Source organism: Ursidibacter arcticus (assembly GCF_009761375.1).
GTDB classification, from domain to species: domain Bacteria; phylum Pseudomonadota; class Gammaproteobacteria; order Enterobacterales; family Pasteurellaceae; genus Ursidibacter; species Ursidibacter arcticus.
In genome coordinates, this window is sequence record NZ_LEKM01000113.1 from 16,746 (window position 1) to 41,068 (window position 24,323).

The following is a 24,323-nucleotide window of genomic DNA, read 5'->3' on the forward strand; positions in this document are numbered from 1 at the left end:
AAAAAATGCAACTAAATTCTACAGAAATTAGTGAATTGATTAAAAAACGTATTGCACAGTTCAATGTGGTAAGTGATGCACAGAGTACTGGTACAATCGTTTCAGTAAGCGATGGGATTATTCGTATCCACGGCTTATCTGATGTAATGCAAGGGGAAATGATTGCATTACCAGGCAATCGTTATGCGATTGCATTAAACTTAGAAAGAGATTCTGTTGGTGCAGTAGTAATGGGTCCATACGCTGATTTAGCGGAAGGTATGGAAGTAAAATGTACTGGCCGTATTTTAGAAGTGCCTGTTGGTCGTGGTTTATTAGGTCGTGTTGTTAATACCTTAGGTCAGCCAATTGATGGTAAAGGCGAAATTGAAAACGATGGTTTCTCACCAATTGAAGTAATTGCACCAGGTGTTATCGATCGTCAATCTGTTGATCAACCAGTTCAAACTGGTTATAAAGCAGTTGACTCAATGGTGCCAATCGGTCGTGGTCAGCGTGAGTTAATTATCGGTGACCGTCAAACAGGTAAAACTGCATTAGCTATTGATGCAATCATCAATCAACGCGATTCAGGTATCAAATGTATCTACGTTGCGATTGGGCAAAAAGCATCAACAATTTCAAACGTAGTTCGTAAATTAGAAGAACACGGTGCGTTACAAAATACAATCGTAGTTGTCGCATCAGCATCTGAATCTGCGGCATTACAATACCTAGCACCTTATGCTGGTTGTGCAATGGGTGAATATTTCCGTGATCGTGGTGAAGATGCGTTAATTGTTTATGATGATTTATCTAAACAAGCGGTTGCTTACCGTCAAATTTCTCTACTTTTACGCCGTCCACCAGGTCGTGAAGCATTCCCAGGTGATGTATTCTACCTACACTCTCGTTTATTAGAGCGTGCATCACGCGTAAATGCAGATTATGTAGAACGTTTCACTAAAGGGGCTGTAAAAGGTCAAACAGGTTCTTTAACTGCATTACCAATCATTGAAACCCAAGCTGGTGACGTATCTGCATTCGTACCAACTAACGTAATTTCAATTACTGATGGTCAGATCTTCTTAGAATCAGGCTTATTCAATGCTGGTATTCGTCCTGCGGTAAACCCTGGTATTTCAGTTTCTCGTGTAGGTAGTTCTGCACAAACTAAAGTTGTGAAGAAAATGTCTGGCGGTATTCGTACAGCATTAGCACAGTATCGTGAATTAGCAGCATTCGCACAGTTCGCATCAGATCTTGATGATGCAACACGTAAACAGCTTTCACACGGTCAAAAAGTAACTGAATTATTAAAACAGAAACAATTTGCACCGATGTCAGTAGCACAATTAGGTTTAGTGTTAGCTGCCGCTGAATTTGGTTTCTTAGACGATGTAGAAGTTGAACGTATTGGTTCATTTGAAGCTGCGTTGTTAGAGTATGCAAATACTCAATATGCCGACTTTATGAAAGAACTATCGAAATCAGGCGACTATAATGATGCTATTAAAGATCAATTAACTGAGATTTTAAGTAGTTTCAAAAAGAATAGTGCGTGGTAATTCTACTTTAGCGGAGAAATAATATGGCAGGTGCTAAAGAGATAAGAACCAAAATTGCAAGTGTTCGTAATACACAAAAAATTACTAAAGCAATGGAAATGGTTGCTGCATCAAAAATGCGTAAAACGCAAGAAAGAATGAGTGCATCTCGTCCTTATGCAGAAACTATCCGTAAGGTAATTAGCCATATTGCCAAAGGAAGTATTGGTTATAAACACCCTTTCTTAACACCTAGAGAAGTGAAAAAAGTAGGTTATCTTGTCGTTTCAACCGATCGCGGTTTATGTGGCGGCTTGAACGTCAATTTATTTAAAACCGTATTAAATGAGTTGAAAACACAAAAAGATAAAGGTGTAAGCGTTCGCTTGGGTTTAGTTGGAAATAAAGCAATTTCATTTTTCCAAAATATGGGAATTGAGATCAAAGCCCAAGTGAATGGTTTAGGCGATACTCCTGCAATGGAAGATTTAGTTGGTATTGTAAATGGAATGGTAAATGCTTACCGAGAAGGTGAGATTGACGAAGTTCATATCGTCTATAACCGTTTTGTAAATACAATGTCACAAAAACCGACAGTTCAACAACTTCTTCCGTTGCCAGCACTTGAGAACGATAATCTAGAAACAAAAGGCTCTTGGGATTATCTTTATGAACCAAATCCACAGGTTCTATTAGATAGCTTATTAGTCCGTTATTTAGAATCTCAAGTGTATCAAGCAATTGTCGATAACCTTGCGTCTGAACAGGCAGCTCGAATGGTCGCAATGAAAGCAGCAACTGATAATGCAGGTAATTTAATTAACGAATTACAGTTGGTGTATAACAAAGCGCGTCAAGCGAGTATTACGAATGAATTAAATGAAATTGTTGCGGGTGCCGCAGCAATTTAACCAAGAATAGAGGAACGGTAATGGCAACTGGAAAAATTGTACAAATCATCGGTGCAGTCATCGACGTTGAATTTCCGCAAGATGCAGTACCAAAAGTTTATGATGCATTAAAAGTTGAATCAGGTTTAACCCTAGAAGTTCAACAACAATTAGGTGGAGGCTTAGTTCGTTGTATCGCACTAGGTACTTCAGATGGTTTAAAACGTGGTTTAAAAGTTGAAAATACGAACGAAGCGATTAAAGTACCCGTAGGGACAAAAACACTTGGTCGTATTATGAACGTGTTAGGCGATCCTATTGACGAAGCTGGCCCAATCGGCGAAGAAGAGCGTTGGTCAATTCACCGTGCAGCACCAAGCTACGAAGAACAAGCAAACAGTACAGAACTCTTAGAAACGGGGATTAAAGTTATCGACTTAATCTGCCCATTTGCTAAAGGGGGTAAAGTTGGTTTATTCGGTGGTGCGGGTGTAGGTAAAACCGTAAATATGATGGAGTTAATCCGTAATATCGCAATTGAGCACTCAGGTTACTCAGTATTTGCTGGTGTAGGTGAGCGTACGCGTGAAGGTAATGACTTCTACCACGAAATGAAAGACTCTAACGTATTAGATAAAGTATCACTGGTTTACGGTCAAATGAATGAGCCACCAGGTAACCGTTTACGTGTTGCATTAACTGGCTTAACAATGGCAGAAAAATTCCGTGATGAAGGTCGTGATGTATTATTCTTCGTAGATAATATTTATCGTTATACCCTTGCTGGTACCGAAGTATCTGCATTATTAGGCCGTATGCCATCAGCAGTAGGTTACCAACCAACTCTTGCAGAAGAGATGGGCGTACTTCAAGAACGTATTACTTCAACAAAAACAGGTTCTATCACATCTGTACAAGCAGTTTACGTTCCTGCCGATGACTTAACTGACCCATCGCCAGCAACAACCTTCGCTCACTTAGACTCAACAGTAGTATTAAGCCGTCAAATCGCATCATTAGGTATTTACCCAGCGATTGACCCACTTGACTCAACTTCACGTCAATTAGATCCACTCGTTGTTGGTGAAGAACACTATAACGTTGCTCGCGGTGTACAAAAAACACTTCAACGCTATAAAGAGTTAAAAGATATTATTGCCATCTTAGGTATGGACGAGTTATCTGAAGAAGATAAATTAGTTGTATCTCGTGCGCGTAAAATCGAACGTTACTTATCTCAACCATTCTTCGTTGCTGAAGTATTTAACGGCACACCAGGTAAATATGTACCGTTAAAAGAAACTATTCGTGGTTTCAAAGGCATCTTGGAAGGTGAATACGACCATATTCCAGAACAAGCGTTCTATATGGCGGGTTCAATTGACGAAGTGATCGAAAGAGCGAACAAGATGTAATTGTTCCCTAAACTTTAATTAGGTAAACAGGAGAACAAAATGGCATCTCAATTTGAATTGACCGTCGTAAGTGCGGAACGTGAAATCTTCAAAGGTCAAGTCACGAGTGTTCGAGTTTCAGGAATTGATGGGGAGCTTGGTATTTATGCTGGGCATACCCCATTATTAACCGCAATAAAACCAGGAATGGTAAAGTTTAACCTTGCCGATAGCAAAGAAGAATTTATCTATGTTTCTGGTGGTTTCCTTGAAGTTCAACCAACCGTAGTAACAGTTTTAGCTGATACAGCAATTCGTGGTGATGAACTAGATGAACAACGCATTTTAGCTGCAAAACGTAAAGCAGAAGAAAATCTTGGCAAAACTAATGATGCAGATCTCACTGCAAAATTAGCAAGAGAGATTGCGAAACTACGAGTTTACGAGCTTACAAAAACGAAATTGGCAAATAAACGCTAGGAAAATAAAATGCTTTAACAGAACAGTTAAAGCATTTTTTATAAAAAGAGTTGCTGACAACATAAGAAAAATATGGTTAGCAACTATTACACCTATAAATAAATATAACCATCATAAATATGCACTGCATCGCCAGTCATATAAAGCGGTGTACCTTCGCCATTCCATTCAATGTTAAGTGAGCCACCTGGTAAATCGACTTGTACTTGATTATCTAATAGTCCTTGCATAATACCGACAGCGACAGCACCACAAGCACCACTACCACAAGCTTGAGTTTCACCTGCTCCACGTTCAAAAACACGCAGTTTAATGTGATTGCGGTTAATGACTTGCATAAAACCAATGTTGGCTCGTTCTGGAAAACGTTCGTGGTTTTCCAGTAATGGACCTAATTCATCTACGTTAGCCGTTTCAATATTTTCAACTTGCAACACGCAGTGTGGATTACCCATTGAAACCACACCACACAATACGGTCTGAATAGCGGTACGAAGAATATAATTTTTTTCAAATTTATTAGCTGTGAATGGAATTTGAGCTGGTTCCCAAATTGGCTCGCCCATATTGACTGTAATTTTTCCATCTTCTTTTAGGCTCAATACCATTTTGCCTTTGGCGGTACTTACACCAATATCTGATTTATTAGTCAGCCCTTTTAATGTAACAAAACGAGCAAAACATCTCGCACCATTACCACATTGAGAGACTTCACTTCCATCTGCATTGAAAATACGATAGTGAAAATCCAAATCAGGATCATAAGGTGGTTCAACCAGTAAGAGTTGATCAAAGCCAACGCCACGATGGCGATCAGCTAATTTACGGATAATGTCTTCCGTTAAATAAACGTTCTGCGTAACGCCATCAATGACCATAAAGTCATTACCTAAACCGTGCATTTTAGAAAATTGCATATATTTTCCTATAATTAGAAATTTTTATTGATCTGAGTTATAGCGATTATATTTATTTATTGATATATTGCTCGCCTTTCTATTGGGAAGGGGCGAATGATCGCTAGAATTTTTCGTCAGTATGAAGTTTTTTTTTGAAAATTACAATGGAGCAATTATGTCCGCAATGTTTCTTCTTCAATTTGCCGTTGTATTACTTTGTATTCTGATTGGTGCACGAATTGGCGGCATCGGTCTTGGAGTAATGGGCGGTGTTGGCTTAGCTATCTTATCTTTCGGCTTTGGGTTAAAACCAGCAGGTTTACCTATTGATGTAATGTTGATGATTATGGCAGTCGTTTCTGCCGCCGCTGCAATGCAAGCGGCTGGTGGTTTAGATTATATGATCAAAATCGCAACCAATATTTTACGTCGTAATCCTAAATATATTACATTTATCGCCCCAGCAGTAACTTGGACATTTACGGTTCTTGCTGGTACAGGGCACGTTGCTTATTCTGTATTACCTGTTATTGCAGAAGTAAGCCGCCATAATGGTATTCGTCCAGAGCGTCCACTTTCAATGGCAGTAATTGCCTCTCAATTTGCGATTGTGGCAAGTCCGATTGCTGCAGCTGTAGTTGCTGTGGTTGCGTACCTTGAGCCACAAGGCATTACATTAGGTAGTGTATTAGGCGTAACAATTCCTGCTACTATCCTAGGTTTATTTTGTGCTTGTTTAATCGTTAATAAATTGGGTAAAGAGTTAAAAGATGACCCACATTATCAACGTTTATTACAAGATCCTGAGTATGTAAAATTAAACCACGCAGGTACTAACCCAGAAACTATCGAAATTAAATCAACTGCAAAAACATCAGTGGGCTTATTCTTATTCGGTGCGTTACTTGTTGTTGTAATGGGGGCTATTCCATCACTTCGTCCAGTATTTGATGGTAAACCAATGGGAATGGCACATACAATTGAAATCGTAATGTTAGCAGTTGGTGCGTTAATTATCTTAATTTGCAAACCAAACGGAAATGAAATTACTCAAGGTTCTGTATTCCACGCAGGTATGCGTGCGGTGATTGCTATCTTTGGTATTGCCTGGTTAGGTGATACTTTAATGCAAGGTCATATGACAGAAGTAAAAGGAATGGTTCAAGGATTAGTAGAAGCTGCTCCTTGGGCGTTTGCCTTTGCTCTGTTTGTTCTTTCTGTATTAGTAAATAGCCAAGGTGCAACGGTTGCGACATTATTCCCAATCGCTGTGGCACTAGGTATCCCAGCACCTGTTTTAATTGGGGTATTTGTTGCAGTAAATGGTTACTTCTTTATCCCAAACTACGGACCAATCATTGCATCTATTGACTTCGATAGTACAGGTACAACGAAAATCGGGAAATATATCTTCAACCACAGCTTTATGTTACCAGGCTTATTAAGTATGGCATTCTGCTTAGGCTTCGGTTTATTATTCTCAAGTATCTTACTGTAACGACAACATCGTTATATTAGCTTGAATAAATAAAGCGGTTAGATTATTGCAAATTTTTGCAAAGATCTAACCGCTTTATATTAAATATTTTAAAGTACTGCTAATGCAGCATCGTAGTTTGGCTCTTGTTTAATTTCAGGTACTAACTCACTGTGTAAAACGGTGTTATTTTCATCTAACACGATCACAGCACGAGCGGTTAAACCAGCTAAAGGCCCTGTTGCAATATCGACGCCTAATTGGGTATGTAGTGCTTTATTACGGAAAGTTGAGAGTGATTGAGCATTGGCAATACCTTCAGCTCCACAAAAACGAGCTTGTGCAAAAGGTAAGTCTGCTGAAATGCAAAGCACCACTGTATTATTTAACTCTGCTGCTTTTTGGTTGAATACACGCACAGAAGTTGCACAAATACCTGTATCAATACTTGGGAAGATGTTTAATACTTTACGTTTTCCCGCAAAATCTGCTAATGCAACATTTTCTAATCCATTGTTTACTAAAGTAAAATTTTCAACAGTTGCATTTTTTACTGGGAATGTACCAGCTACTTCAATCGGATTACCGCCTAATGTGATTTGAGTCATAATTTATCCTTCATCAAAAAAATGGGTTGATGCTTTAAAAGCTTTACTAATATAACGATTTTTTAACGTAATTAAAATTGATTTAATAAATTGATTCAACGTAAATCCTAGCGTTTGTTTATGGTAATTTCAGCGATTTTCGTTATACTTTATCCCTAATTTTTTATTCAAAGGTTTTTATTATGTTGAAGTTATTGCGTGTTATTGCTGTTGTTGTTGCTGCTATTGCAATCTGTTTAGTGGGTACAATTTATGCCTTAATTCGCTTACGCCACCCAAGTTCTGTTGGCGTTGTTGCGAGAGCTTTTGGTTCGCTTCACCGTCTAGTCGGTCTTAAATTGATTATTCGTGGCAAGCAAAACGAAGTTCAACCTGCCATTTATATCGGTAACCATCAAAATAATTACGATATGTTATCTATTGCATCAATGGTACCACCAAGAACCGTCAGCGTTGGAAAACGCAGTTTAATTTGGATCCCGTTCTTTGGTCTGGTTTATTGGGCAACGGGCAATATTTTTATTCATAGAGAAAAACGCAGTAGTGCTATCAACACAATGAATAAAGTCGCAGATATTATAAAAGAGCAACAAGTGTCGATTTGGATGTTTCCTGAAGGAACAAGAAGTCGTGGGCGTGGTTTATTGCCTTTCAAAACAGGAGCATTCCATACAGCGATTGCCGCAGGCGTACCTATTGTGCCAGTAGTCTGCTCTAGCTTACATAATAAAATTGATTTAAATCGCTGGGATAATGGCACTGCTATTTGCGAAATGCTTGAGCCGATTGATACAGCGGGCTACAACCGAGAAAATATTAAAGAGTTCATTGAAAAATGTCACACGCTAATGGCAAATAAATTAGCTGAATTAGATCAAGAAGTTGCTCAATTAAAACAAAAAAAGTAGAACCGTAATTAAGATGAAACTTTCTCGCCGACAATTTCTTTCAAGAACTGTACTATCAAGCGGAATCGCTCTAGCACCTAATATGCTTTGGGCAAAAACTCGCCGATCATTAACCATTCCACCTTTAATTGATGTTGGGCGAGGGCGACCTGTGCGTTTAGATTTCCGCTCTGCACAAACTCAGTTTGATCAAGGAAAACTTGCTGATGTATGGGGCGTTAATGGACACTATCTTGCTCCTACTGTTCGAGTAAAATCGGGCGATTTTGTGAAACTCACTTACACAAACAGCCTCCCACAAAAAATGTCGGTGAATATTCAAGGGCTATTAGCCCCTACAGAAATGATCGGCTCGATTCATCGCCAATTTACCCCCAACAGCAGTTGGTCGCCAATATTATCCGTTAATCAACCAGCTTGTACTGCTTGGTATTCGGCAGACACAATGCTTAATTCCGCCTATCAAGTTTATCGTGGTATTGCAGGTTTATGGATCATAGAAGATAACGAAAGCCGCAAAGCACAGCTTCCTAATAAATATGGCGTAAATGATATTCCATTGATTTTACAAGACCAGCTCACAAACAGTGCGGGAGTGCAAGTTCTGGATAGTCAAGCACCACAGTTTTTTGGCAAACGTTTATTCGTTAATGGGCAAGAATCCCCTTATTATGAAGTACCACGAGGTTGGGTGAGACTACGCATCGTGAATGCGTCTCTCTCTCGTCGCTATGATTTACGCTTAGATAATGATAAACCCCTTTATCTTATTGCCACTGGAATGGGCTATTTTGCAGAGCCAATTGAAAGTAACTCGATTTCTCTCGCTCCGTCAGAACGAGTAGAGTTGCTCATCGATCTCAATGAAGGGGAAAAGATCTCGCTAATAAGCGGTCAGAAACGTGGATTTTTTCACAAAATTGAACAGCTCTTTGAAAACGATGATGAATTGATTGATAATGTTGTGGTGGAATTTCGCCCACAAGGTCTGCCTTCGGCATTACATTCAAATGTAACCTTACCGCCATTTGATAAAAACGATTTTAACTTGAAGATTGCCCAAGAGCGTAAATTTACCTTACGACCTTTTGATCGCTTAATCAACCAACAACGTTTTGATCCTAAACGAATTGATTTTACCGTTCAGAAAGGCACGGTAGAACGTTGGTATTTAACCAGTAATGAAGCGATTGGTTTTAGTTTACAAGGGGCAAAATTTATCATCGAAACGGAGAACCGCCAAAAACGCCCCATTCAACAACTAGCGTGGCGAGATACTGTTTGGTTGGAAAAAGATCAAGAGATTACCTTACTTGTTCGCTTTGAACACTCTGCCACTGATGCGTTGCCTTTTACTTTCGGTGTTACCGATTTAATGTTAAAAGATAAAGGTTGTATAGGGCAGTTTAGCGTGAGTTAGGTTTGAATAAGCGGTCTGATCAGTCAGATTTTTTGCAAAAAATCGTGAAAATAAACCGCTTGAGACGAAAATCGCTGATAGAATACGACAGTTTTATTTCTGCGAAAACAGATAGGAAAAATTATGAACCAAGAATATTTAGATTTTGAGTTACCGATTGCCGAATTAGAAGCAAAAATTGACGCGTTACGTTCTGCGGTTGGCAATGACGATAAAATTAATTTGGATGATGAAATTGCACGCTTACAAAAGAAAAGCGAAGAATTAACCAAAAAAACCTTTGCTGATCTTGATGCTTGGCAAGTTTCCCGAATGGCTCGCCACCCTAGTCGTCCTTATACTTTAGATTATATTGAAAAAATCTTCACAGAATTTGATGAACTTGCAGGTGATCGTGCTTTTGCAGACGATAAAGCTATTGTGGGCGGTATTGCTCGTTTAGAAGGTCGTCCTGTAATGGTTATAGGCCATCAAAAAGGGCGTAATGTTAAAGAAAAAGTAAAACGTAATTTCGGAATGCCAGCACCTGAAGGCTACCGTAAGGCATTACGTTTAATGCAAATGGCAGAACGCTTTAATCTACCAATTATTACGTTCATTGATACGCCAGGAGCATATCCAGGAATTGGAGCAGAAGAACGTGGACAATCGGAAGCAATTGCTCGTAACTTGCGTGAAATGGCAACCTTAAAAGTACCAGTGATTTGTACGGTTATCGGTGAGGGCGGTTCTGGTGGTGCTTTAGCTATCGGTGTTGGCGATAAAGTGAATATGTTACAGTACAGTACTTATTCTGTTATTTCACCTGAAGGCTGTGCCTCTATTTTATGGAAAAGTGCGGATAAAGCCTCTACGGCAGCCGAAGTAATGGGCTTAACTGCTCCACGTTTAAAAGAGTTAGAACTCATCGACAATATCGTACCAGAGCCATTAGGTGGAGCACACCGTAATGTAGATGAAATGGTGGCAAATTTAAAGCAACGCTTACTTGATGATTTAGCCGACCTTGCACCGTTAGATCAAGAATCATTGCTTGACCGTCGCTATCAACGCTTAATGAATTATGGATATGTGTAGTTAGAAAAATATACTGCTACTAAATTTTGCTCCCATTCCAGCTAAATAGGGAGCAAAATACAAGTACTATCAATCAAATTAAAAACAGATGTGGAATCAAGTTCATTACAATCATTGTAGAAATGGATTGTAATAAGCGGGAAGATCCGAAGATAAATCCGCGATTTGTTCCATTATCAAATTTCACTAATAAATTTGCCATTGCGGTTAAAACGTAAACTTCAATCACAGTAAATACAATCAAATAAAGGTACGCCGAAACTAGTGATACATATTTCAAGGTAATAAACCAAGGTAAAATCATCCCCAGTGCCAATAATGGCCCGATCCAAAGTAGTTGTTTTTTAGTTAAGTTGATATGTTTAGAAAAGGTTGATTGTAACCCTACTGTCATTAAACCATTGATAAATAATGCAACAGGAATCTGCTCAGGCACACTTAATTTATTATCAAATAGATAAGGGAAAATCACGAAGAAAGACATTGCTACGCTAATCGGCACAAGTAGCATTAAATGTACGAATAGAAACTCTTTTGTAATAATTTCTCGAATTTGTCCCCAACGAAATTTAACTAAGCTATTCACATTTTCCATTTGATAGAAGGGTTTTGCCATAAAAACAAAAAGCACCGTTTCTAATAAAAAACAGCACCAAATAAGCCATTCAATTTGCTCAAATTTAATAAAAGGAATCGCTAATAGTGGTGCAGCCATTGATGACATACTCGTTACTTTTAAGAATTTCCCTTGTAAACGGGTTTTAGCAGAGTATTCATCTCCCGCTAACGCTAATAAACAGGCTCTTGCATTCGTTGCAAATAGACAGCTCCCTAATCCAAAGCAGATCGTTGCCAATAATAGTACGACATAGTGTTCTGCGGAGAGAAAGAAAATATAAGCAATCACATCAAGTAAGCAACCTAATAACATCATTTTGGCTAAGCCATAACGATCGCCTAATATTCCTGCCACAATGGCTAATGCTTGGCTACAAAAGAATAGCAACGAGAGCGAAAATGCGATTTGTGCATTAGACAAGCCTTTTTGTTGTAGATACACAAAAAAGACGGTTTGCATTGAGAAAAAGGCAAGGGTGGAAATAAACCGCCGCCACAATAATAGGTTTTCTAAGGACATTAAGGGTACACCTATATAAACAGAAAACATTATTATACAACAATAAAAGGCGGTCGGTTCTAGGTTATAATAAGTTGTTTACTTAGTAATTTAGAGAGTTATATTCTCATATTTATCGTAATTTTTACTTTGAGTTGAATCGTTTCCGAAGACCTGCTTCGTAAAGCGCTTCATCAGTTTCGGTAAGTAAGTCACGTTTAGTTTTTTCAGAAAGGGTATAGATAAATTGGTGGTTTATTGCTCCGTAGAGCTTGAATAGAAGGGAATGATCGACATCAATTCCAATTTTAATTAGCTCAATAAATACTTTCACCTCCCCTTTTTCAATTAAGTCTTCAACAGAATTTATGTTTACCTTTTTCAATGTTCTTTCTAGATTTAGATTCAAGTTAGGTAATGATCGAATTTGCCTCTTTCGTTGTTTGTAAAGTGAAACTTTATTTGATTGAATTTCGGCTAAACTGGCAGTAAACCAAGTAGTGTAAGTAGATAAGTTATGTAGAATTGGGTCGGGGATTAAGTAAAACATATTTGTTTTGCTTATTTTAGGATCAATTAAACATTTCATACCTAAAGAAATGGCTTCTGAAACATCTTTTTCTGCTAGTTTCAGATAAAAAAGCCCCTCTTTATACAACCCAAACATAAGATCATCTTTAAAAATCCCATAATAAGAGAAATATGTCTTAGCCTTGGTTTCTCCAATTATCGGTAATAATAAAGTTCGAATGTTTAGTGTTTGTTGATTGATGTGGTTCATACAGCTCCCTCCGTTTATGTGAACTAATGTATTAAATCCAAGTGGTTATCCCACTGTTCAAATATCGCCTAGGTAGTGATAGTTTTCAATCTAATAATCTGATTTTTTTTGTGATATATATCGAAAAATAGAAAAAAGTGTACTTTTGTACTTAGATCAATAGATAAATTATTTGCTATAAAATTGAATTGATGCTTGTTATTTGTAGTAAATTCCCTTATAATTATCAGACGCTTTCACTGATGTATAGATAGCGTCACTTAGTGTAATCATTTACTAGGTGGTATTACAGATATTGTAGTACATAAAATGCCCCCGATTTGGGAGCTATAACAAGGTATGACTGTGCCCCCTTAATGTAATTTATTAAGTTTGGTGGTTCGGTTTTTTTATTAGCTAAATTTTAATGGAGCTCTGGTCTAATGCAGAACCAAAGAATCCGTATCCGCTTAAAAGCGTTCGATCATCGTTTGATCGATCAATCAACTGCGGAGATCGTAGAAACAGCTAAACGTACTGGTGCACAAGTTCGTGGTCCAATTCCTTTACCAACGCGTAAAGAGCGTTTTACAGTATTGATTTCACCACACGTTAATAAAGATGCGCGTGACCAATATGAAATTCGTACTCACAAACGTTTAGTTGATATTGTTGAGCCAACAGAAAAAACTGTTGATGCATTAATGCGTTTAGATTTGGCTGCCGGCGTTGACGTGCAGATCAGCCTAGGTTAATTAAGAGGTTATTACAATGATTGGTTTAGTCGGTCGTAAAGTTGGTATGACCCGTATCTTCACAGAAGATGGCGTGTCAGTTCCAGTTACCGTAATCGAAATCGAAGCCAACCGTGTGACTCAAGTTAAAACTCTTGAAAACGATGGCTATACTGCAGTTCAAGTTACAACTGGTTCGAAAAAAGCGAATCGTGTAACTAAGCCTGAAGCAGGTCATTTCGTTAAAGCAGGTGTTGAAGCTGGTCGCGGTTTATGGGAATTTCGTACTGAAGGTGAAGAATTCACTTTAGGTCAAGAAATCAACGTAGACATCTTTACAGATGTTAAAAAAGTAGATGTTACTGGTACTTCTAAAGGTAAAGGTTTTGCTGGCGGTGTTAAACGCTGGAACTTCCGTACTCAAGATGCTACTCACGGTAACTCTTTATCACACCGTGTACTTGGTTCTATTGGTCAAAACCAAACTCCAGGTCGTGTGTTTAAAGGTAAAAAAATGGCTGGACACTTAGGTGCTGAGCGTGTAACCGTTCAATCACTTGAAGTTGTTCGTGTAGATGCTGAGCGTAAATTATTATTAGTTAAAGGTTCTGTACCTGGTGCAACTAATAGTGATGTTATCGTAAAACCAGCTGTTAAAGCATAAGTCTAGGAGATAGAGATGGAATTACAAGTTGTAGGTGCAAACGCACTAACTGTTTCTGAAACTACCTTCGGACGTGAGTTTAACGAAGCGTTAATCCACCAAGTAGTTGTTGCGTATGCAGCAGGTGCTCGTCAAGGAAGTCGTGCTCAAAAAACTCGTGCTGAAGTGTCTGGTTCAGGTAAAAAACCTTGGCGTCAAAAAGGTACTGGTCGTGCTCGCTCAGGTGATGTTAAATCACCAATCTGGCGTTCTGGTGGTGTAACTTTCGCAGCTAAACCACAAGATCACAGCCAAAAAGTGAACAAGAAAATGTACCGTGGTGCAATCAAAAGCATTCTTTCTGAACTTGTTCGTCAAGATCGTTTAGTTGTTGTTGATAAATTTGAAATTGACGCACCAAAAACTAAAGTTTTAGTACAAAAATTAAAAGATATGGCGTTAACTGACGCACTTATCATTACTGCGAGCTTAGATGAAAATCTATTCTTAGCAGCACGCAACTTATATAAAGTAGATGTGCGTGATGTTCAAGGAATTGATCCAGTAAGTTTAATCGCTTTCGATAAAGTGGTTGTTACTGTAGATGCAGTAAAACAAATTGAGGAGATGTTAGCATGATTCAACAAGAACGTTTGCTAAAAGTGCTTAAAGCACCTCATATCTCTGAGAAAGCAACAAATAACGCAGAAAAAGGCAATACTATCGTTTTCAAAGTCGCTTTAGATGCAAATAAAGTAGAAATTGCAAATGCAGTAGAGCAACTTTTCGAAGTTAAAGTAGATTCTGTTCGTACAGTGGTTGTTAAAGGTAAAACTAAACGTCACGGTGCTAAATCAGGTCGTCGTAGTGATTGGAAAAAAGCGTACGTGACACTTCAGGAAGGTCAATCTCTTGACTTTGTTGAAGGTGCGGCAGAGTAATTCGGAGGAATAGAAAACTATGGCTATCGTTAAATGTAAGCCGACCTCCGCTGGTCGTCGTCATGTAGTTAAAGTTGTTAATCCAGAGCTTCACAAAGGTAAACCTTTTGCAGCACTTTTAGATACTAAATCTAGAACTGGTGGTCGTAACAACTTAGGTCGTATTACCACTCGCCACATCGGTGGTGGTCATAAGCAACACTATCGTTTAATTGATTTCAAACGTAATAAATTAGACATTCCAGCTGTTGTTGAGCGTTTAGAATACGATCCAAACCGTTCTGCAAACATTGCATTAGTACTTTATAAAGATGGTGAGCGTCGCTACATTCTTGCACCAAAAGGTTTATCTGTTGGTGATCAAATTCAAGCGGGTGCTTCATCTCCAATTAAAGTAGGTAACTCATTACCAATGCGCAATATCCCAGTTGGTTCAACAATTCATAACGTTGAATTAAAACCAGGTAAAGGCGGTCAAATCGCTCGTTCTGCTGGTGCATATGTGCAAATTATTGCTCGTGAAGGTAACTATGTAACTTTACGTCTTCGCTCAGGTGAAATGCGTAAAGTATTAGCTGAGTGTTCTGCAACTATTGGTGAAGTAGGTAACTCAGAACATATGCTTCGCGTTCTTGGTAAAGCAGGTGCAAACCGTTGGAGAGGTATTCGTCCAACAGTTCGTGGTACTGCGATGAACCCAGTTGACCACCCACACGGTGGTGGTGAAGGTCGTAACTTCGGTAAACACCCTGTTACACCTTGGGGCGTTCAAACCAAAGGTAAGAAAACTCGCCATAACAAACGTACTGATAAATTCATCGTACGTCGTCGTGGTAAATAATTTTATTCATTAAAAAGAGGTAAGCCATGCCACGTTCTCTCAAGAAAGGTCCTTTCCTTGACCTACACTTGTTGAAGAAGGTAGAGAAGGCGGTGGAAAGCGGGGATAAAAAACCAATCAAAACTTGGTCCCGTCGTTCAATGATCATTCCATCAATGATCGGATTGACCATCGCAGTCCATAATGGTCGTCAGCATGTTCCAGTTTATGTTTCTGATGAAATGATCGGTCATAAATTAGGTGAATTTGCACCGACTCGTACATACCGCGGTCACGCCGCAGATAAGAAAGCTAAGAAATAAGAGGTAAAAGATGGAAACTATTGCAAAACATCGTTACGCTCGTACTTCTGCACAAAAGGCTCGCTTAGTTGCTGACTTAATTCGCGGTAAAAAAGTTGCGCAAGCATTAGAAATCTTAACTTTCACAAACAAAAAAGCAGCAGCTTTAGTTAAGAAAGTTTTAGAGTCAGCTATTGCAAACGCAGAGCACAATGACGGTGCAGATGTCGATGATCTTAAAGTTGCGAAGATTTTCGTTGATGAAGGTCCAAGCATGAAACGTGTAATGCCACGTGCTAAAGGTCGCGCAGATCGTATTTTAAAACGTACAAGCCACATCACAGTGGTTGTGTCAGATCGTTAATCAGTAGGAGAATAACAAATGGGTCAAAAAGTACATCCACATGGTATTCGCCTTGGTATTGTTAAGCCTTGGAGCTCTACTTGGTTCGCGAATACACAAGATTTCGCAGACAATTTAGAAGGCGATTTCAAAGTACGTCAATTTTTAAACAAAGAGTTAGCGAGTGCTTCTGTTTCACGCATCACTATTGAGCGTCCAGCGAAAAGCATCCGTGTAACTATTCACACAGCTCGTCCAGGTATCGTAATTGGTAAAAAAGGCGAAGATGTTGAAAAATTAAGAAACGCAGTATCTAAAATTGCTGGTGTTCCTGCTCAAATCAACATTGCTGAAGTGAAAAAACCAGAGCTAGATGCAAAATTAGTTGCAGATAGCATCGCATCTCAACTTGAGCGTCGTGTAATGTTCCGTCGCGCAATGAAACGTGCAGTACAAAACGCAATGCGTTTAGGTGCTAAAGGTATCAAAGTTGAAGTTAGCGGTCGTTTAGGTGGTGCAGAAATCGCACGTTCAGAATGGTATCGTGAAGGTCGTGTACCTCTACATACTCTTCGTGCTGACATCGATTATAACACTGCAGAAGCACACACTACATACGGTGTAATCGGTATTAAAGTGTGGATCTTCAAAGGTGAAATTCTTGGTGGTATGGCTGCAGTGATTGAATCAGAGAAAGAACCAGCGGCACAGCCTAAAAAGGCGCCACGTGGCAAAGGTCGTAAATAAGGAGATCACTGAATGTTACAACCAAAACGTACAAAATTCCGTAAAGTTCACAAAGGTCGTAACCGCGGTTTAGCTGGCGGTACAGAAGTGAGCTTCGGTTCATTCGGTTTAAAAGCGGTTGGTCGTGGCCGTTTAACTGCGCGTCAAATTGAAGCAGCTCGTCGTGCGATGAGCCGTGCGGTAAAACGTCAAGGTAAAATCTGGATTCGTGTATTCCCAGATAAACCAATCACAGAAAAACCTTTAGAAGTCCGTATGGGTAAAGGTAAAGGTAACGTTGAGTACTGGGTAGCCTTAATCCAACCGGGTAAAGTTCTCTATGAAATGGATGGTGTTTCAGAAGAAGTTGCACGCAACGCATTTGCATTAGCAGCAGCTAAACTTCCGTTTAAAACCACATTTGTAACTAAGACGGTGATGTAATGAAAGCTCAAGAATTACGTGCAAAAAGTATTGAAGAGCTGAATGGTGAATTAGTAAACCTTTTAGGTGAGCAGTTCAAGTTGCGTATGCAAGCAGCCACCGGTCAGCTTCAACAAACCCATCAGTTAAAACAAGTGCGTCGTAGCATTGCACAAGTAAAAACTGTATTAACCGAGAAGGCGGGTGAGTAATGACTGATAAAATTCGTACAGTACAAGGTAAAGTAGTTAGCGACAAAATGGAAAAATCTTTCGTAGTTGCTATCGAACGTACAGTTAAACACCCAATCTATGGTAAGTTTATCCGTCGTACTACTAAACTTCACGTACACGATGAAAATAACGAAGCTAAATTAGGTGATGTTGTTGAAATTAAGGAATGTCGTCCTGTTTCAAAAACTAAATCTTGGACTTTAGTTCGTGTAGTTGAAAAAGCAATCGTTGCTTAATTAACTCAGTTCAAATAAGAAATCCCTAGCAGAAATGCTGGGGATTTTTTTGTAAAATTTTCCTAAAATCTCGGTGTAATGGACAAACCAATCACAGAAAAATCTTTAGAAGTCCGTATGGGTCAAGGTAACGTTGAGTACTGGGTAGCCTTAATCCATGATGGAAATAGGTGTAATGGACAAAATATCCAATCCGCTAATGAAGCGTCCGATATAATGATCCCTTCTAAACCTGATCTTCTACATATTACCTATTCTTTTGGCTGAACATCATCAACATAACGCTTAATAAATTTTGCTTTATGTTTGTGTATCACTTCTTCAATCGAAATATCGTATTTATCTGCCAAGATAAATAAGTTATCAAACACATCACCAAGTTCTTCAATCAGATTTTCACGTTTTTGAGCCTGATCTTGTTCGATTTGATCAGGACGCTCACGCCCAATTTCAATGGCTCGCACCGCACAAGCCACTTCCCCGACTTCCTCAGCTAAATAAGCCAAGCGTCTAAAAACATCGTGACGATACCAATTTTGTTGTTGATAGAACTCACTAACCCATTGTTGATACTCTGAAAACTGCATTTGGTTTACCTTAAAAGTTTGTTATGATTTCAGTACACTTTACTGAAAATAGGAAGAAAAAGAAATGAATATTACTGTTTATTGTGGTGCAAGCCTTGGTAATAACCCAAAACATCAACAAGCTACCGTCCAATTAGGGCAATGGATTGCTCAACAGGGGTATACTCTCATCTATGGCGGTGGAAATGCAGGGCTAATGGGGCTAATTGCTAATACTGTCTTAGAAAACGGCGGTAAAGTAATCGGCATTATGCCAACCTTTTTACAAGAACGAGAGCTTGCTCATACAGGCTTAACAGAAATGATCAGCGTTGATTCAATGTCTGTGCGTAAACAGAAAATGATTGAACTTGGTGATGTGTATATCGCTCTTGCTGGTGGGCCAGGAACTTTAGAAGAAATCAGCGAAGTGATTTCGTGGGCAAGAATCGGGCAAAATAATAACCCTTGTATTTTATTTAATAGCGACAATTACTACCAACCGCTCCGACAATTCTTTGATAAGATGGTCGAACAAGGCTTTTTAACCACAACAGACCGCCAAAAAACACTTTTTTCCGATGATCTAAACGAAATCACCCATTTTATTGCTCACTATATGCCACCTGAAGTAAGACGTTACTAATTTGCAAAAAATTTGCCTTAACCTACCGCTTGTCAGGTACAATAGGCTCATTTTCAAATCCAAGTAGAGAACATATAGATGAAAGAAACCATTGTGGCACAAGCTACTCCAATCGGACGTGGGGGGATCGGTATTTTACGCGTGTCTGGCCCACAAGCTGCCGAAGTGGCTCAAGCGGTATTGGGTAAATGTCCAAAGCCGAGAATGGCTGATTATCTTCCTTTTAAAGATGAAGATGGCACAATTTTAGACCAAGGAATCGCTCTCTTTTTTAAAGCACCAAATTCATTTACAGGGGAAGATGTCCTTGAATTACAAGGGCACGGCGGACAAGTGATTTTAGATATTTTGCTTAATCGCATTCTCAAAGTGAAAGGTATTCGTATTGCACGAGCAGGGGAATTTTCTGAACAAGCCTTTTTAAATGATAAACTCGATCTTGCTCAAGCAGAAGCGATTGCCGATTTGATTGATGCGACATCAGAACAAGCCGCTCGCTCGGCATTAAAATCACTACAAGGTGAATTTTCTAATAAAATCAATCAACTAGTAGATTCTGTAATCTATCTTCGCACCTATGTTGAGGCAGCGATTGATTTCCCTGATGAAGAGATTGATTTCTTAGCGGACGGTAAAATCGAAACAAAATTAAACGAAATTATTGCCCAATTAGCGAATGTTCGCCAAGAAGCCAAGCAAGGCACAATTTTGCGAGAAGGAATGAAAGTGGTGATTGCAGGCAAACCAAATGCAGGCAAATCAAGCCTACTCAACGCATTGGCAGGGAGAGAAGCAGCGATTGTGACTGATATTGCAGGCACAACCCGTGATGTATTGCGTGAACATATTCATATTGACGGAATGCCGTTACACATCATTGATACTGCTGGTTTGCGAGAAGCCAGTGATGAAGTAGAGAAAATCGGGATCAAACGAGCTTGGGACGAGATTGCTCAAGCCGACCACGTCTTATTGATGATTGATAGCACTGAGTCGCAAAGTGAACATTTCCAACAAGAATGGGCCGATTTTTTAAGTAAATTGCCGAAAAACATTCCAGTTACGGTGATCCGCAATAAAGTGGATCTTACAGGCGAAAGTGAAAGTTTAGTCAATGTGGATAACTTTACGCTCATTCGTCTTTCTGCTCAAACTAAAGTGGGCGTAGATTTACTGCGTGAACATCTCAAAAAATCAATGGGTTATCAAAGCTCTACGGAAGGTGGATTTATCGCTCGCCGCCGCCATTTAGTTGCATTGGAAACTGCCGCAGAACATTTACAGCGTGGACACATTCAATTAACGCAATTCCACGCAGGTGAGCTACTCGCTGAAGAGTTACGTCTTGTGCAAAACGCATTAAGCGAAATTACAGGGCAATTCACTTCTGACGATCTACTTGGTAACATTTTCAGCTCTTTCTGTATTGGTAAGTAGCTAGTCTTTCTAATAAAGGCTTAATGGATAAAACAGCAACTATTTTGTCCATTACACCAATAAATTAAGCGGTCACTTTCCAACAATTCTTTGCAAAAGTTTATGGGGAAGTGACCGCTTTATCTATTTATAAAAAAATTATAATGAGGCTAATGTGCCGAATTTTCTAATCCATAAATTTCTCGATTAGGATCACAATATGTATTTGCTAACTCTTTACCATTTTTACTAACGGATACTCCACCCCCAGCTTCCCTAACAAAGTTATTCCAAATAAAATATTCAACTCCTTTATTGAACATTGTAATATTCATCGCCTGAGTACCGCTATCACGAGTATTTTCAACATCAGAAATTCTATTTGTGAATACCATTTCAGGTTTGCCTGGTTTTCCATAACTATACTGGTAATTACTTCCAACTTTTTCGATTGAAAGATGCTTTCCATTTTTCATAAAGCAAGAAAAGATGGTGCTATTAGCCATAGTAGTCTGGGTAGTCGCTGTGAGCAAAACTGTTATTAGAGCTAATTTTTTCATTCTAAATATCCTCTAGGAGTCATATGATCATAAAATCATTTAATAAAATTGTTTAATTGGCTTTAATTTAGATGGACATTTAACTTCCTTTACTTTTAGGAACATTCCACCAATTTCAGTGATTTGTAAACAGGATTTATTCTTAATTGCTTTATCCATTATTTGAGAATCACGTTCACTTAAACCAGGAAAATAAATATATAATTTTCCTTTGGTTGTGACAAGATAAAATCCATCTTCGCTCTCATCGTCTCTAGTGTATCCTTTTGGTTTTACTATATTTGTTATTCCTGCAATAGTAGAACTAGTCAATCCTAGAACAAATATAGAAAATAAAAATTTTTTCATAAAAATCCTAAATTTTATTTATAAGAACAGTTTTACGCCATCTCGTAAAAGTAGTTTTTACTTTCCAAAACCGTTACTTATCTATCGAAAAAAGAGTGCATTATGACAAAAATCAATGAGCGAATCAGAATCTTGAGAGAAGAACATCTGTTTTCACAAGAACAGATTGCTGAAAAAATGGGAATCTCAGCAAATAGTTATGGGAAATTAGAGCGTGGAGAAACGAAATTAACATTAGATAAGTTAGAACAAATTGCGAATATTTTTGATCTTGATGTAATTGAACTAATTAATTCGGGAGAAAAAACATCTTATCAAATAATGCATTATGGTTCAGGCACAAATGCCTTTAGTATTAGTGGTAGCACTAAAGAACTCTTAAATGAGAATGAAAAACTACAACTGATCATTTCCCATAAAGATGAGAAAATTGAACATCTGCAACAAGAAGTGAATTTGCTCAAAGAGATGTTAGCACTACTAAAGAGTTCTAATTTTTAGGAAGACAACCTTATTTTATTTGTAGAATGGTCAAATTTGACTCGATTGCTCGTTATAATTCATAATCTTTTACAAATTTTTATGGAAAAGCAACCGCTTACTTTTCTATTTAGCAAAATTAGCTTACTATTTCACAACATTTAGTTATCTTGTTAGGTTGCACTATGCACTTCGCCATTCTACCGATTCGGATCATTCTCTTTGCATTATTTGCCTTTGGATTATGCCGTATTGGTTTATATTTTGTTCATTATGATTATTTCTCACCATTAACGCTTTCTGAAGTTGCCAAAGGGTTGGTTAAAGGCATTCAATTTGATAGTGCCACCACAATGCTTTTTTGTTCTCCAATGTTGGTGCTGTTAAGTTTGCCTTTCAAAGCCATTCAACAAACGAAATGCCGTACATTGTTAGTTTGGCTGTGTGCTTTAATGATTTTTGTAATGTGTGCTTACAGTTTAGGCGATCTCACTTATTTTGGCGAAGTACAGCACCATATCGGTGCAGAAATTCTCAATTTGAGTGCCGATCAAGGTGCGTTAATTGAAATTGCACTTAGCTCTCGCTTAGCTTATACCTTAGGTAGTTTAGTTGGTTTAGTGTTGTTGGGCGTTTTGTGGTACTACGCCATTCAACGTCCACTCACAAAGCAGGCAGTTCTTCCGCAAAATAAATGGCTACGTTTAGTTATTTGGCTATTACTTGCAGGGATCTATTTCATTTTATTTAGAGGGATTATTCTTTCTGGTCGCCCAATCAATTTAAGTGATGCTTTTACAGGAAGTAAATTACAGCAAGCTAATCTTGCCTTAAACCCTGTTTATACCACTTATCGAGAAAGCCGTAATCGTTTAAAAGAGCAACCACTCAATTACGTTTCTTCAACGGAGTTGCAAAATTTTGCCAGCAAACAACCGCTTATTTTTAAATGGCAACACCCTGAAAATAAGCCAACGAATAAAAATGTGGTACTCGTGTTATTAGAAAGTTGGAGCTACAAATATATTGATGCGTTAGCAGGTGGGAGTTATAACGTTACACCATTTATGGATAGCCTTGTGGCGAAATCTCAAGTGTGGGATAACTACTACGCAGCAGGGCAACGTAGTATTGTGGGTATTCAAGCGGTTCTTTCTTCTACACCTTCGTTACAAAGTCAGCCTACTCTTGGCTTTGGCTTAGAATTAAAAGAGATGAGTCGTATTGCTCAGATTGCCAATCAACAAAATTATCGCACTGTAATGATGCAATCTTCTGCTCGCCGTTCATTCCATATGGATAGCATTGCTAATGCACTGGGTTTCCAAGAATATTATGGTAAAGAAGATGTTCCGCTCTTACGAGAATATCCGCAAGAGCAGCCTCGCTTTGGTTGGGATTACGATGCGTTGCAAGCCTTTAATCAAAAATTAAGTGAGCCAGCAAAGAAACAGCCATTCTTTGCATTTATGTTTACAGGAACAACACACGAGCCATTTCCTAAAATTGGCAGTGAATTTGAGCTATATCCACACGATGACCAAGGCGAAAATGGTTTCCTAAATACGCTAAAATATAGTGATTGGGCGTTACAGCAGTTTATGCAATCGGCAGAAAAACAGCCTTGGTATCAAAATACTATCTTTATTTTTACAGCTGACCACACCCTAAATGCAGAAAGTGATGATAATTTGCCACAGCGTTTCCATATTCCGTTGGTCATATTCAGCCCTGATGGCTCATTACCGCCAACACGTCATACTGAATTAGCCTCACAGTACGATCTATTCCCTTCCATTATGGATTTACTAGGATTTAACCAGCCTATTTATACTTTCGGGAAATCGTTATTTGCCAATGAAAAGAGTGAAAGCGTAATGCTTAATCAAGGGGATACAGTTGGAATGATTACACCAACAACGTGGGTAGGTTTTACACCTGAAGGTATTCAAGAGAAGGCTGAAAACTACTCCACTAAAGATGAGCAGGCTCTGCAAAACCTTAAACTAAAAATGCAATATGCCGATCAGCTTTTACGAGAGAATCGTTGGGTGGCAGATTAAATAAAAAATTGCTCTATAAATGAAAGCAGTCGAATTATTAACAAAGTCATTTAATGTAAGGTGGGCTAAGACCCACCTCAGATTATTGACAAAGTCTTTTTTCATTCGGACGCCAGCGTGGCGTCCCTACAAGGAAAGTTATAACCAATTGAAAAATAACAGATTTTATTTTGTTATGTAGGGACGCCACGCTGGCGTCCGTTAATTGGATACAACAAATTGGGGTTTGTCATCAGTCTGAGCTAGGCATTGAGCCTAGCTTTTACTATCAATAAACCAATTAAAAT

Annotated in this window: 30 protein-coding genes and 1 pseudogene; 24 read left to right on the plus strand and 7 right to left on the minus strand. The window is 38.6% G+C overall.

The genetic code is table 11. The features are described 5' to 3' along the window. Positions 1-5: 5 nt before the first annotated feature. Genes atpA through A1D25_RS03395 form a run of 4 tightly spaced genes read left to right on the plus strand, consistent with a single transcriptional unit; the run spans position 6 to position 4,290 of the window. Complete coding sequence (atpA, locus tag A1D25_RS03380) at positions 6-1,547, plus strand: F0F1 ATP synthase subunit alpha (RefSeq protein WP_157394293.1); 1,542 nt, start codon at positions 6-8, stop codon at positions 1,545-1,547. 23 nt (positions 1,548-1,570) lie between these two features. Further along, positions 1,571-2,437, plus strand: coding sequence for a F0F1 ATP synthase subunit gamma (gene atpG, locus A1D25_RS03385; protein ID WP_157394294.1), 867 nt, complete (start codon positions 1,571-1,573; stop codon positions 2,435-2,437). 20 nt (positions 2,438-2,457) lie between these two features. Then, positions 2,458-3,831: a F0F1 ATP synthase subunit beta gene (atpD, locus tag A1D25_RS03390; RefSeq protein ID WP_157394295.1), complete on the plus strand. Its 1,374-nt coding sequence runs from the start codon at positions 2,458-2,460 to the stop codon at positions 3,829-3,831. Between the two features lie 39 nt (positions 3,832-3,870). Beyond that, positions 3,871-4,290, plus strand: a complete 420-nt coding sequence (locus A1D25_RS03395) for a F0F1 ATP synthase subunit epsilon (protein WP_157394296.1) — start codon at positions 3,871-3,873, stop codon at positions 4,288-4,290. A 92-nt stretch (positions 4,291-4,382) separates the two neighbouring features. Here A1D25_RS03395 and dapF read toward each other — a convergent pair whose 3' ends face one another. Beyond that, positions 4,383-5,207 carry a diaminopimelate epimerase gene (dapF, locus tag A1D25_RS03400; protein ID WP_157394297.1) on the minus strand — a complete coding sequence of 275 codons (825 nt, stop codon included), beginning with the start codon at positions 5,205-5,207 and terminating at the stop codon, positions 4,383-4,385. 157 nt (positions 5,208-5,364) lie between these two features. Here dapF and A1D25_RS03405 point away from each other — a divergent pair, with 157 nt between their 5' ends. After that, positions 5,365-6,687, plus strand: a complete 1,323-nt coding sequence (locus tag A1D25_RS03405; protein ID WP_157394298.1) for an anaerobic C4-dicarboxylate transporter — start codon at positions 5,365-5,367, stop codon at positions 6,685-6,687. A gap of 89 nt (positions 6,688-6,776) precedes the next feature. On the opposite strand, the gene tpx is transcribed toward A1D25_RS03405, so the two are convergent. After that, a complete protein-coding gene (gene tpx / locus A1D25_RS03410; protein WP_157394299.1) occupies positions 6,777-7,274 on the minus strand; it encodes a thiol peroxidase in 498 nt (165 codons plus the stop codon). Between the two features lie 182 nt (positions 7,275-7,456). On the opposite strand from tpx, the gene A1D25_RS03415 reads away from it, so the two are divergent. The 3 genes from A1D25_RS03415 to accA all read left to right on the plus strand — a co-directional run bounded on the left by A1D25_RS03415 (position 7,457) and on the right by accA (position 10,679). Beyond that, complete coding sequence (locus tag A1D25_RS03415; RefSeq protein ID WP_157394300.1) at positions 7,457-8,182, plus strand: 1-acylglycerol-3-phosphate O-acyltransferase; 726 nt, start codon at positions 7,457-7,459, stop codon at positions 8,180-8,182. 13 nt (positions 8,183-8,195) lie between these two features. Continuing rightward, complete coding sequence (locus A1D25_RS03420; RefSeq protein WP_157394301.1) at positions 8,196-9,602, plus strand: multicopper oxidase domain-containing protein; 1,407 nt, start codon at positions 8,196-8,198, stop codon at positions 9,600-9,602. Between the two features lie 123 nt (positions 9,603-9,725). Then, on the plus strand, positions 9,726-10,679 hold the full coding sequence (gene accA, locus A1D25_RS03425) for an acetyl-CoA carboxylase carboxyl transferase subunit alpha (RefSeq protein ID WP_157394302.1): 954 nt from the start codon (positions 9,726-9,728) through the stop codon (positions 10,677-10,679). A 73-nt stretch (positions 10,680-10,752) separates the two neighbouring features. On the opposite strand, the gene A1D25_RS03430 is transcribed toward accA, so the two are convergent. Together A1D25_RS03430 and A1D25_RS03435 are read right to left on the minus strand one after the other, a co-directional pair. Beyond that, on the minus strand, positions 10,753-11,817 hold the full coding sequence (locus A1D25_RS03430; protein WP_157394303.1) for an MFS transporter: 1,065 nt from the start codon (positions 11,815-11,817) through the stop codon (positions 10,753-10,755). Positions 11,818-11,941: 124 nt separating this feature from the next. Then, positions 11,942-12,577, minus strand: coding sequence for a TfoX/Sxy family DNA transformation protein (locus A1D25_RS03435; RefSeq protein WP_157394304.1), 636 nt, complete (start codon positions 12,575-12,577; stop codon positions 11,942-11,944). A gap of 422 nt (positions 12,578-12,999) precedes the next feature. On the opposite strand from A1D25_RS03435, the gene rpsJ reads away from it, so the two are divergent. From rpsJ to rplP (A1D25_RS03495), 12 genes and pseudogenes are all read left to right on the plus strand, one after another. Further along, positions 13,000-13,311, plus strand: a complete 312-nt coding sequence (gene rpsJ, locus A1D25_RS03440; RefSeq protein ID WP_001181005.1) for a 30S ribosomal protein S10 — start codon at positions 13,000-13,002, stop codon at positions 13,309-13,311. A 16-nt stretch (positions 13,312-13,327) separates the two neighbouring features. Then, positions 13,328-13,954: a 50S ribosomal protein L3 gene (gene rplC / locus A1D25_RS03445; RefSeq protein WP_157394305.1), complete on the plus strand. Its 627-nt coding sequence runs from the start codon at positions 13,328-13,330 to the stop codon at positions 13,952-13,954. Positions 13,955-13,969: 15 nt separating this feature from the next. Beyond that, a complete protein-coding gene (rplD, locus tag A1D25_RS03450) occupies positions 13,970-14,572 on the plus strand; it encodes a 50S ribosomal protein L4 (protein WP_157394306.1) in 603 nt (200 codons plus the stop codon). Beyond that, the gene (gene rplW, locus A1D25_RS03455) at positions 14,569-14,874 is read left to right on the plus strand and encodes a 50S ribosomal protein L23 (RefSeq protein ID WP_005599290.1); all 306 of its coding nucleotides are present in this window, start codon (positions 14,569-14,571) and stop codon (positions 14,872-14,874) included. Before rplD ends, rplW begins: the two co-directional genes overlap by 4 nt. Positions 14,875-14,893: 19 nt before the next feature. Continuing rightward, complete coding sequence (gene rplB / locus A1D25_RS03460) at positions 14,894-15,715, plus strand: 50S ribosomal protein L2 (protein WP_157394307.1); 822 nt, start codon at positions 14,894-14,896, stop codon at positions 15,713-15,715. Positions 15,716-15,741: 26 nt separating this feature from the next. Then, the gene (rpsS, locus tag A1D25_RS03465) at positions 15,742-16,017 is read left to right on the plus strand and encodes a 30S ribosomal protein S19 (protein ID WP_005539416.1); all 276 of its coding nucleotides are present in this window, start codon (positions 15,742-15,744) and stop codon (positions 16,015-16,017) included. A 10-nt stretch (positions 16,018-16,027) separates the two neighbouring features. Then, entirely contained in the window at positions 16,028-16,360 is a 333-nt protein-coding gene (rplV, locus tag A1D25_RS03470) for a 50S ribosomal protein L22 (RefSeq protein ID WP_005599292.1), read from the plus strand. 18 nt (positions 16,361-16,378) lie between these two features. Further along, the gene (gene rpsC, locus A1D25_RS03475; protein ID WP_157394308.1) at positions 16,379-17,086 is read left to right on the plus strand and encodes a 30S ribosomal protein S3; all 708 of its coding nucleotides are present in this window, start codon (positions 16,379-16,381) and stop codon (positions 17,084-17,086) included. A 12-nt stretch (positions 17,087-17,098) separates the two neighbouring features. Then, a complete protein-coding gene (gene rplP / locus A1D25_RS03480) occupies positions 17,099-17,509 on the plus strand; it encodes a 50S ribosomal protein L16 (protein ID WP_157394309.1) in 411 nt (136 codons plus the stop codon). Continuing rightward, a complete protein-coding gene (gene rpmC / locus A1D25_RS03485) occupies positions 17,509-17,700 on the plus strand; it encodes a 50S ribosomal protein L29 (protein WP_157394310.1) in 192 nt (63 codons plus the stop codon). The genes rplP (A1D25_RS03480) and rpmC overlap by 1 nt, the downstream gene beginning before the upstream one ends. Beyond that, entirely contained in the window at positions 17,700-17,957 is a 258-nt protein-coding gene (gene rpsQ / locus A1D25_RS03490; protein ID WP_157394311.1) for a 30S ribosomal protein S17, read from the plus strand. The genes rpmC and rpsQ overlap by 1 nt, the downstream gene beginning before the upstream one ends. Positions 17,958-18,038: 81 nt before the next feature. Continuing rightward, positions 18,039-18,122: pseudogene (gene rplP / locus A1D25_RS03495) on the plus strand (50S ribosomal protein L16); the annotation flags it as partial. Between the two features lie 86 nt (positions 18,123-18,208). Here rplP (A1D25_RS03495) and A1D25_RS03500 read toward each other — a convergent pair. Further along, positions 18,209-18,544, minus strand: coding sequence for a MazG nucleotide pyrophosphohydrolase domain-containing protein (locus tag A1D25_RS03500; RefSeq protein ID WP_157394312.1), 336 nt, complete (start codon positions 18,542-18,544; stop codon positions 18,209-18,211). A 64-nt stretch (positions 18,545-18,608) separates the two neighbouring features. Here A1D25_RS03500 and A1D25_RS03505 point away from each other — a divergent pair, with 64 nt between their 5' ends. Continuing rightward, the gene (locus A1D25_RS03505) at positions 18,609-19,169 is read left to right on the plus strand and encodes an LOG family protein (RefSeq protein ID WP_157394313.1); all 561 of its coding nucleotides are present in this window, start codon (positions 18,609-18,611) and stop codon (positions 19,167-19,169) included. A gap of 78 nt (positions 19,170-19,247) precedes the next feature. Next, positions 19,248-20,606: a tRNA uridine-5-carboxymethylaminomethyl(34) synthesis GTPase MnmE gene (gene mnmE / locus A1D25_RS03510; RefSeq protein ID WP_157394314.1), complete on the plus strand. Its 1,359-nt coding sequence runs from the start codon at positions 19,248-19,250 to the stop codon at positions 20,604-20,606. Positions 20,607-20,755: 149 nt separating this feature from the next. Here mnmE and A1D25_RS03515 read toward each other — a convergent pair whose 3' ends face one another. Both A1D25_RS03515 and A1D25_RS03520 read right to left on the minus strand, forming a co-directional pair. Then, on the minus strand, positions 20,756-21,145 hold the full coding sequence (locus A1D25_RS03515) for a hypothetical protein (RefSeq protein ID WP_157394315.1): 390 nt from the start codon (positions 21,143-21,145) through the stop codon (positions 20,756-20,758). A 39-nt stretch (positions 21,146-21,184) separates the two neighbouring features. Then, complete coding sequence (locus A1D25_RS03520) at positions 21,185-21,493, minus strand: hypothetical protein (RefSeq protein ID WP_157394316.1); 309 nt, start codon at positions 21,491-21,493, stop codon at positions 21,185-21,187. 102 nt (positions 21,494-21,595) lie between these two features. On the opposite strand from A1D25_RS03520, the gene A1D25_RS03525 reads away from it, so the two are divergent. Next, positions 21,596-21,994 carry a helix-turn-helix domain-containing protein gene (locus tag A1D25_RS03525; RefSeq protein WP_157394317.1) on the plus strand — a complete coding sequence of 133 codons (399 nt, stop codon included), beginning with the start codon at positions 21,596-21,598 and terminating at the stop codon, positions 21,992-21,994. A 164-nt stretch (positions 21,995-22,158) separates the two neighbouring features. Further along, entirely contained in the window at positions 22,159-24,036 is a 1,878-nt protein-coding gene (locus tag A1D25_RS03530) for an LTA synthase family protein (protein WP_157394318.1), read from the plus strand. Positions 24,037-24,323 lie beyond the last annotated feature (287 nt).

Excerpts from the sequence above, each read along its gene's own strand:
- atpA (WP_157394293.1), top strand. The coding sequence starts at position 6 with ATGCAACTAAATTCTACAGAAATTAGTGAATTGATTAAAAAACGTATT.
- atpG (WP_157394294.1), top strand. The coding sequence starts at position 1,571 with ATGGCAGGTGCTAAAGAGATAAGAACCAAAATTGCAAGTGTTCGTAAT.
- atpD (WP_157394295.1), top strand. The coding sequence starts at position 2,458 with ATGGCAACTGGAAAAATTGTACAAATCATCGGTGCAGTCATCGACGTT.
- A1D25_RS03395 (WP_157394296.1), top strand. The coding sequence starts at position 3,871 with ATGGCATCTCAATTTGAATTGACCGTCGTAAGTGCGGAACGTGAAATC.
- dapF (WP_157394297.1), bottom strand. The coding sequence starts at position 5,207 with ATGCAATTTTCTAAAATGCACGGTTTAGGTAATGACTTTATGGTCATT.
- A1D25_RS03405 (WP_157394298.1), top strand. The coding sequence starts at position 5,365 with ATGTCCGCAATGTTTCTTCTTCAATTTGCCGTTGTATTACTTTGTATT.
- tpx (WP_157394299.1), bottom strand. The coding sequence starts at position 7,274 with ATGACTCAAATCACATTAGGCGGTAATCCGATTGAAGTAGCTGGTACA.
- A1D25_RS03415 (WP_157394300.1), top strand. The coding sequence starts at position 7,457 with ATGTTGAAGTTATTGCGTGTTATTGCTGTTGTTGTTGCTGCTATTGCA.
- A1D25_RS03420 (WP_157394301.1), top strand. The coding sequence starts at position 8,196 with ATGAAACTTTCTCGCCGACAATTTCTTTCAAGAACTGTACTATCAAGC.
- accA (WP_157394302.1), top strand. The coding sequence starts at position 9,726 with ATGAACCAAGAATATTTAGATTTTGAGTTACCGATTGCCGAATTAGAA.
- A1D25_RS03430 (WP_157394303.1), bottom strand. The coding sequence starts at position 11,817 with ATGTCCTTAGAAAACCTATTATTGTGGCGGCGGTTTATTTCCACCCTT.
- A1D25_RS03435 (WP_157394304.1), bottom strand. The coding sequence starts at position 12,577 with ATGAACCACATCAATCAACAAACACTAAACATTCGAACTTTATTATTA.
- rpsJ (WP_001181005.1), top strand. The coding sequence starts at position 13,000 with ATGCAGAACCAAAGAATCCGTATCCGCTTAAAAGCGTTCGATCATCGT.
- rplC (WP_157394305.1), top strand. The coding sequence starts at position 13,328 with ATGATTGGTTTAGTCGGTCGTAAAGTTGGTATGACCCGTATCTTCACA.
- rplD (WP_157394306.1), top strand. The coding sequence starts at position 13,970 with ATGGAATTACAAGTTGTAGGTGCAAACGCACTAACTGTTTCTGAAACT.
- rplW (WP_005599290.1), top strand. The coding sequence starts at position 14,569 with ATGATTCAACAAGAACGTTTGCTAAAAGTGCTTAAAGCACCTCATATC.
- rplB (WP_157394307.1), top strand. The coding sequence starts at position 14,894 with ATGGCTATCGTTAAATGTAAGCCGACCTCCGCTGGTCGTCGTCATGTA.
- rpsS (WP_005539416.1), top strand. The coding sequence starts at position 15,742 with ATGCCACGTTCTCTCAAGAAAGGTCCTTTCCTTGACCTACACTTGTTG.
- rplV (WP_005599292.1), top strand. The coding sequence starts at position 16,028 with ATGGAAACTATTGCAAAACATCGTTACGCTCGTACTTCTGCACAAAAG.
- rpsC (WP_157394308.1), top strand. The coding sequence starts at position 16,379 with ATGGGTCAAAAAGTACATCCACATGGTATTCGCCTTGGTATTGTTAAG.
- rplP (WP_157394309.1), top strand. The coding sequence starts at position 17,099 with ATGTTACAACCAAAACGTACAAAATTCCGTAAAGTTCACAAAGGTCGT.
- rpmC (WP_157394310.1), top strand. The coding sequence starts at position 17,509 with ATGAAAGCTCAAGAATTACGTGCAAAAAGTATTGAAGAGCTGAATGGT.
- rpsQ (WP_157394311.1), top strand. The coding sequence starts at position 17,700 with ATGACTGATAAAATTCGTACAGTACAAGGTAAAGTAGTTAGCGACAAA.
- A1D25_RS03500 (WP_157394312.1), bottom strand. The coding sequence starts at position 18,544 with ATGCAGTTTTCAGAGTATCAACAATGGGTTAGTGAGTTCTATCAACAA.
- A1D25_RS03505 (WP_157394313.1), top strand. The coding sequence starts at position 18,609 with ATGAATATTACTGTTTATTGTGGTGCAAGCCTTGGTAATAACCCAAAA.
- mnmE (WP_157394314.1), top strand. The coding sequence starts at position 19,248 with ATGAAAGAAACCATTGTGGCACAAGCTACTCCAATCGGACGTGGGGGG.
- A1D25_RS03515 (WP_157394315.1), bottom strand. The coding sequence starts at position 21,145 with ATGAAAAAATTAGCTCTAATAACAGTTTTGCTCACAGCGACTACCCAG.
- A1D25_RS03520 (WP_157394316.1), bottom strand. The coding sequence starts at position 21,493 with ATGAAAAAATTTTTATTTTCTATATTTGTTCTAGGATTGACTAGTTCT.
- A1D25_RS03525 (WP_157394317.1), top strand. The coding sequence starts at position 21,596 with ATGACAAAAATCAATGAGCGAATCAGAATCTTGAGAGAAGAACATCTG.
- A1D25_RS03530 (WP_157394318.1), top strand. The coding sequence starts at position 22,159 with ATGCACTTCGCCATTCTACCGATTCGGATCATTCTCTTTGCATTATTT.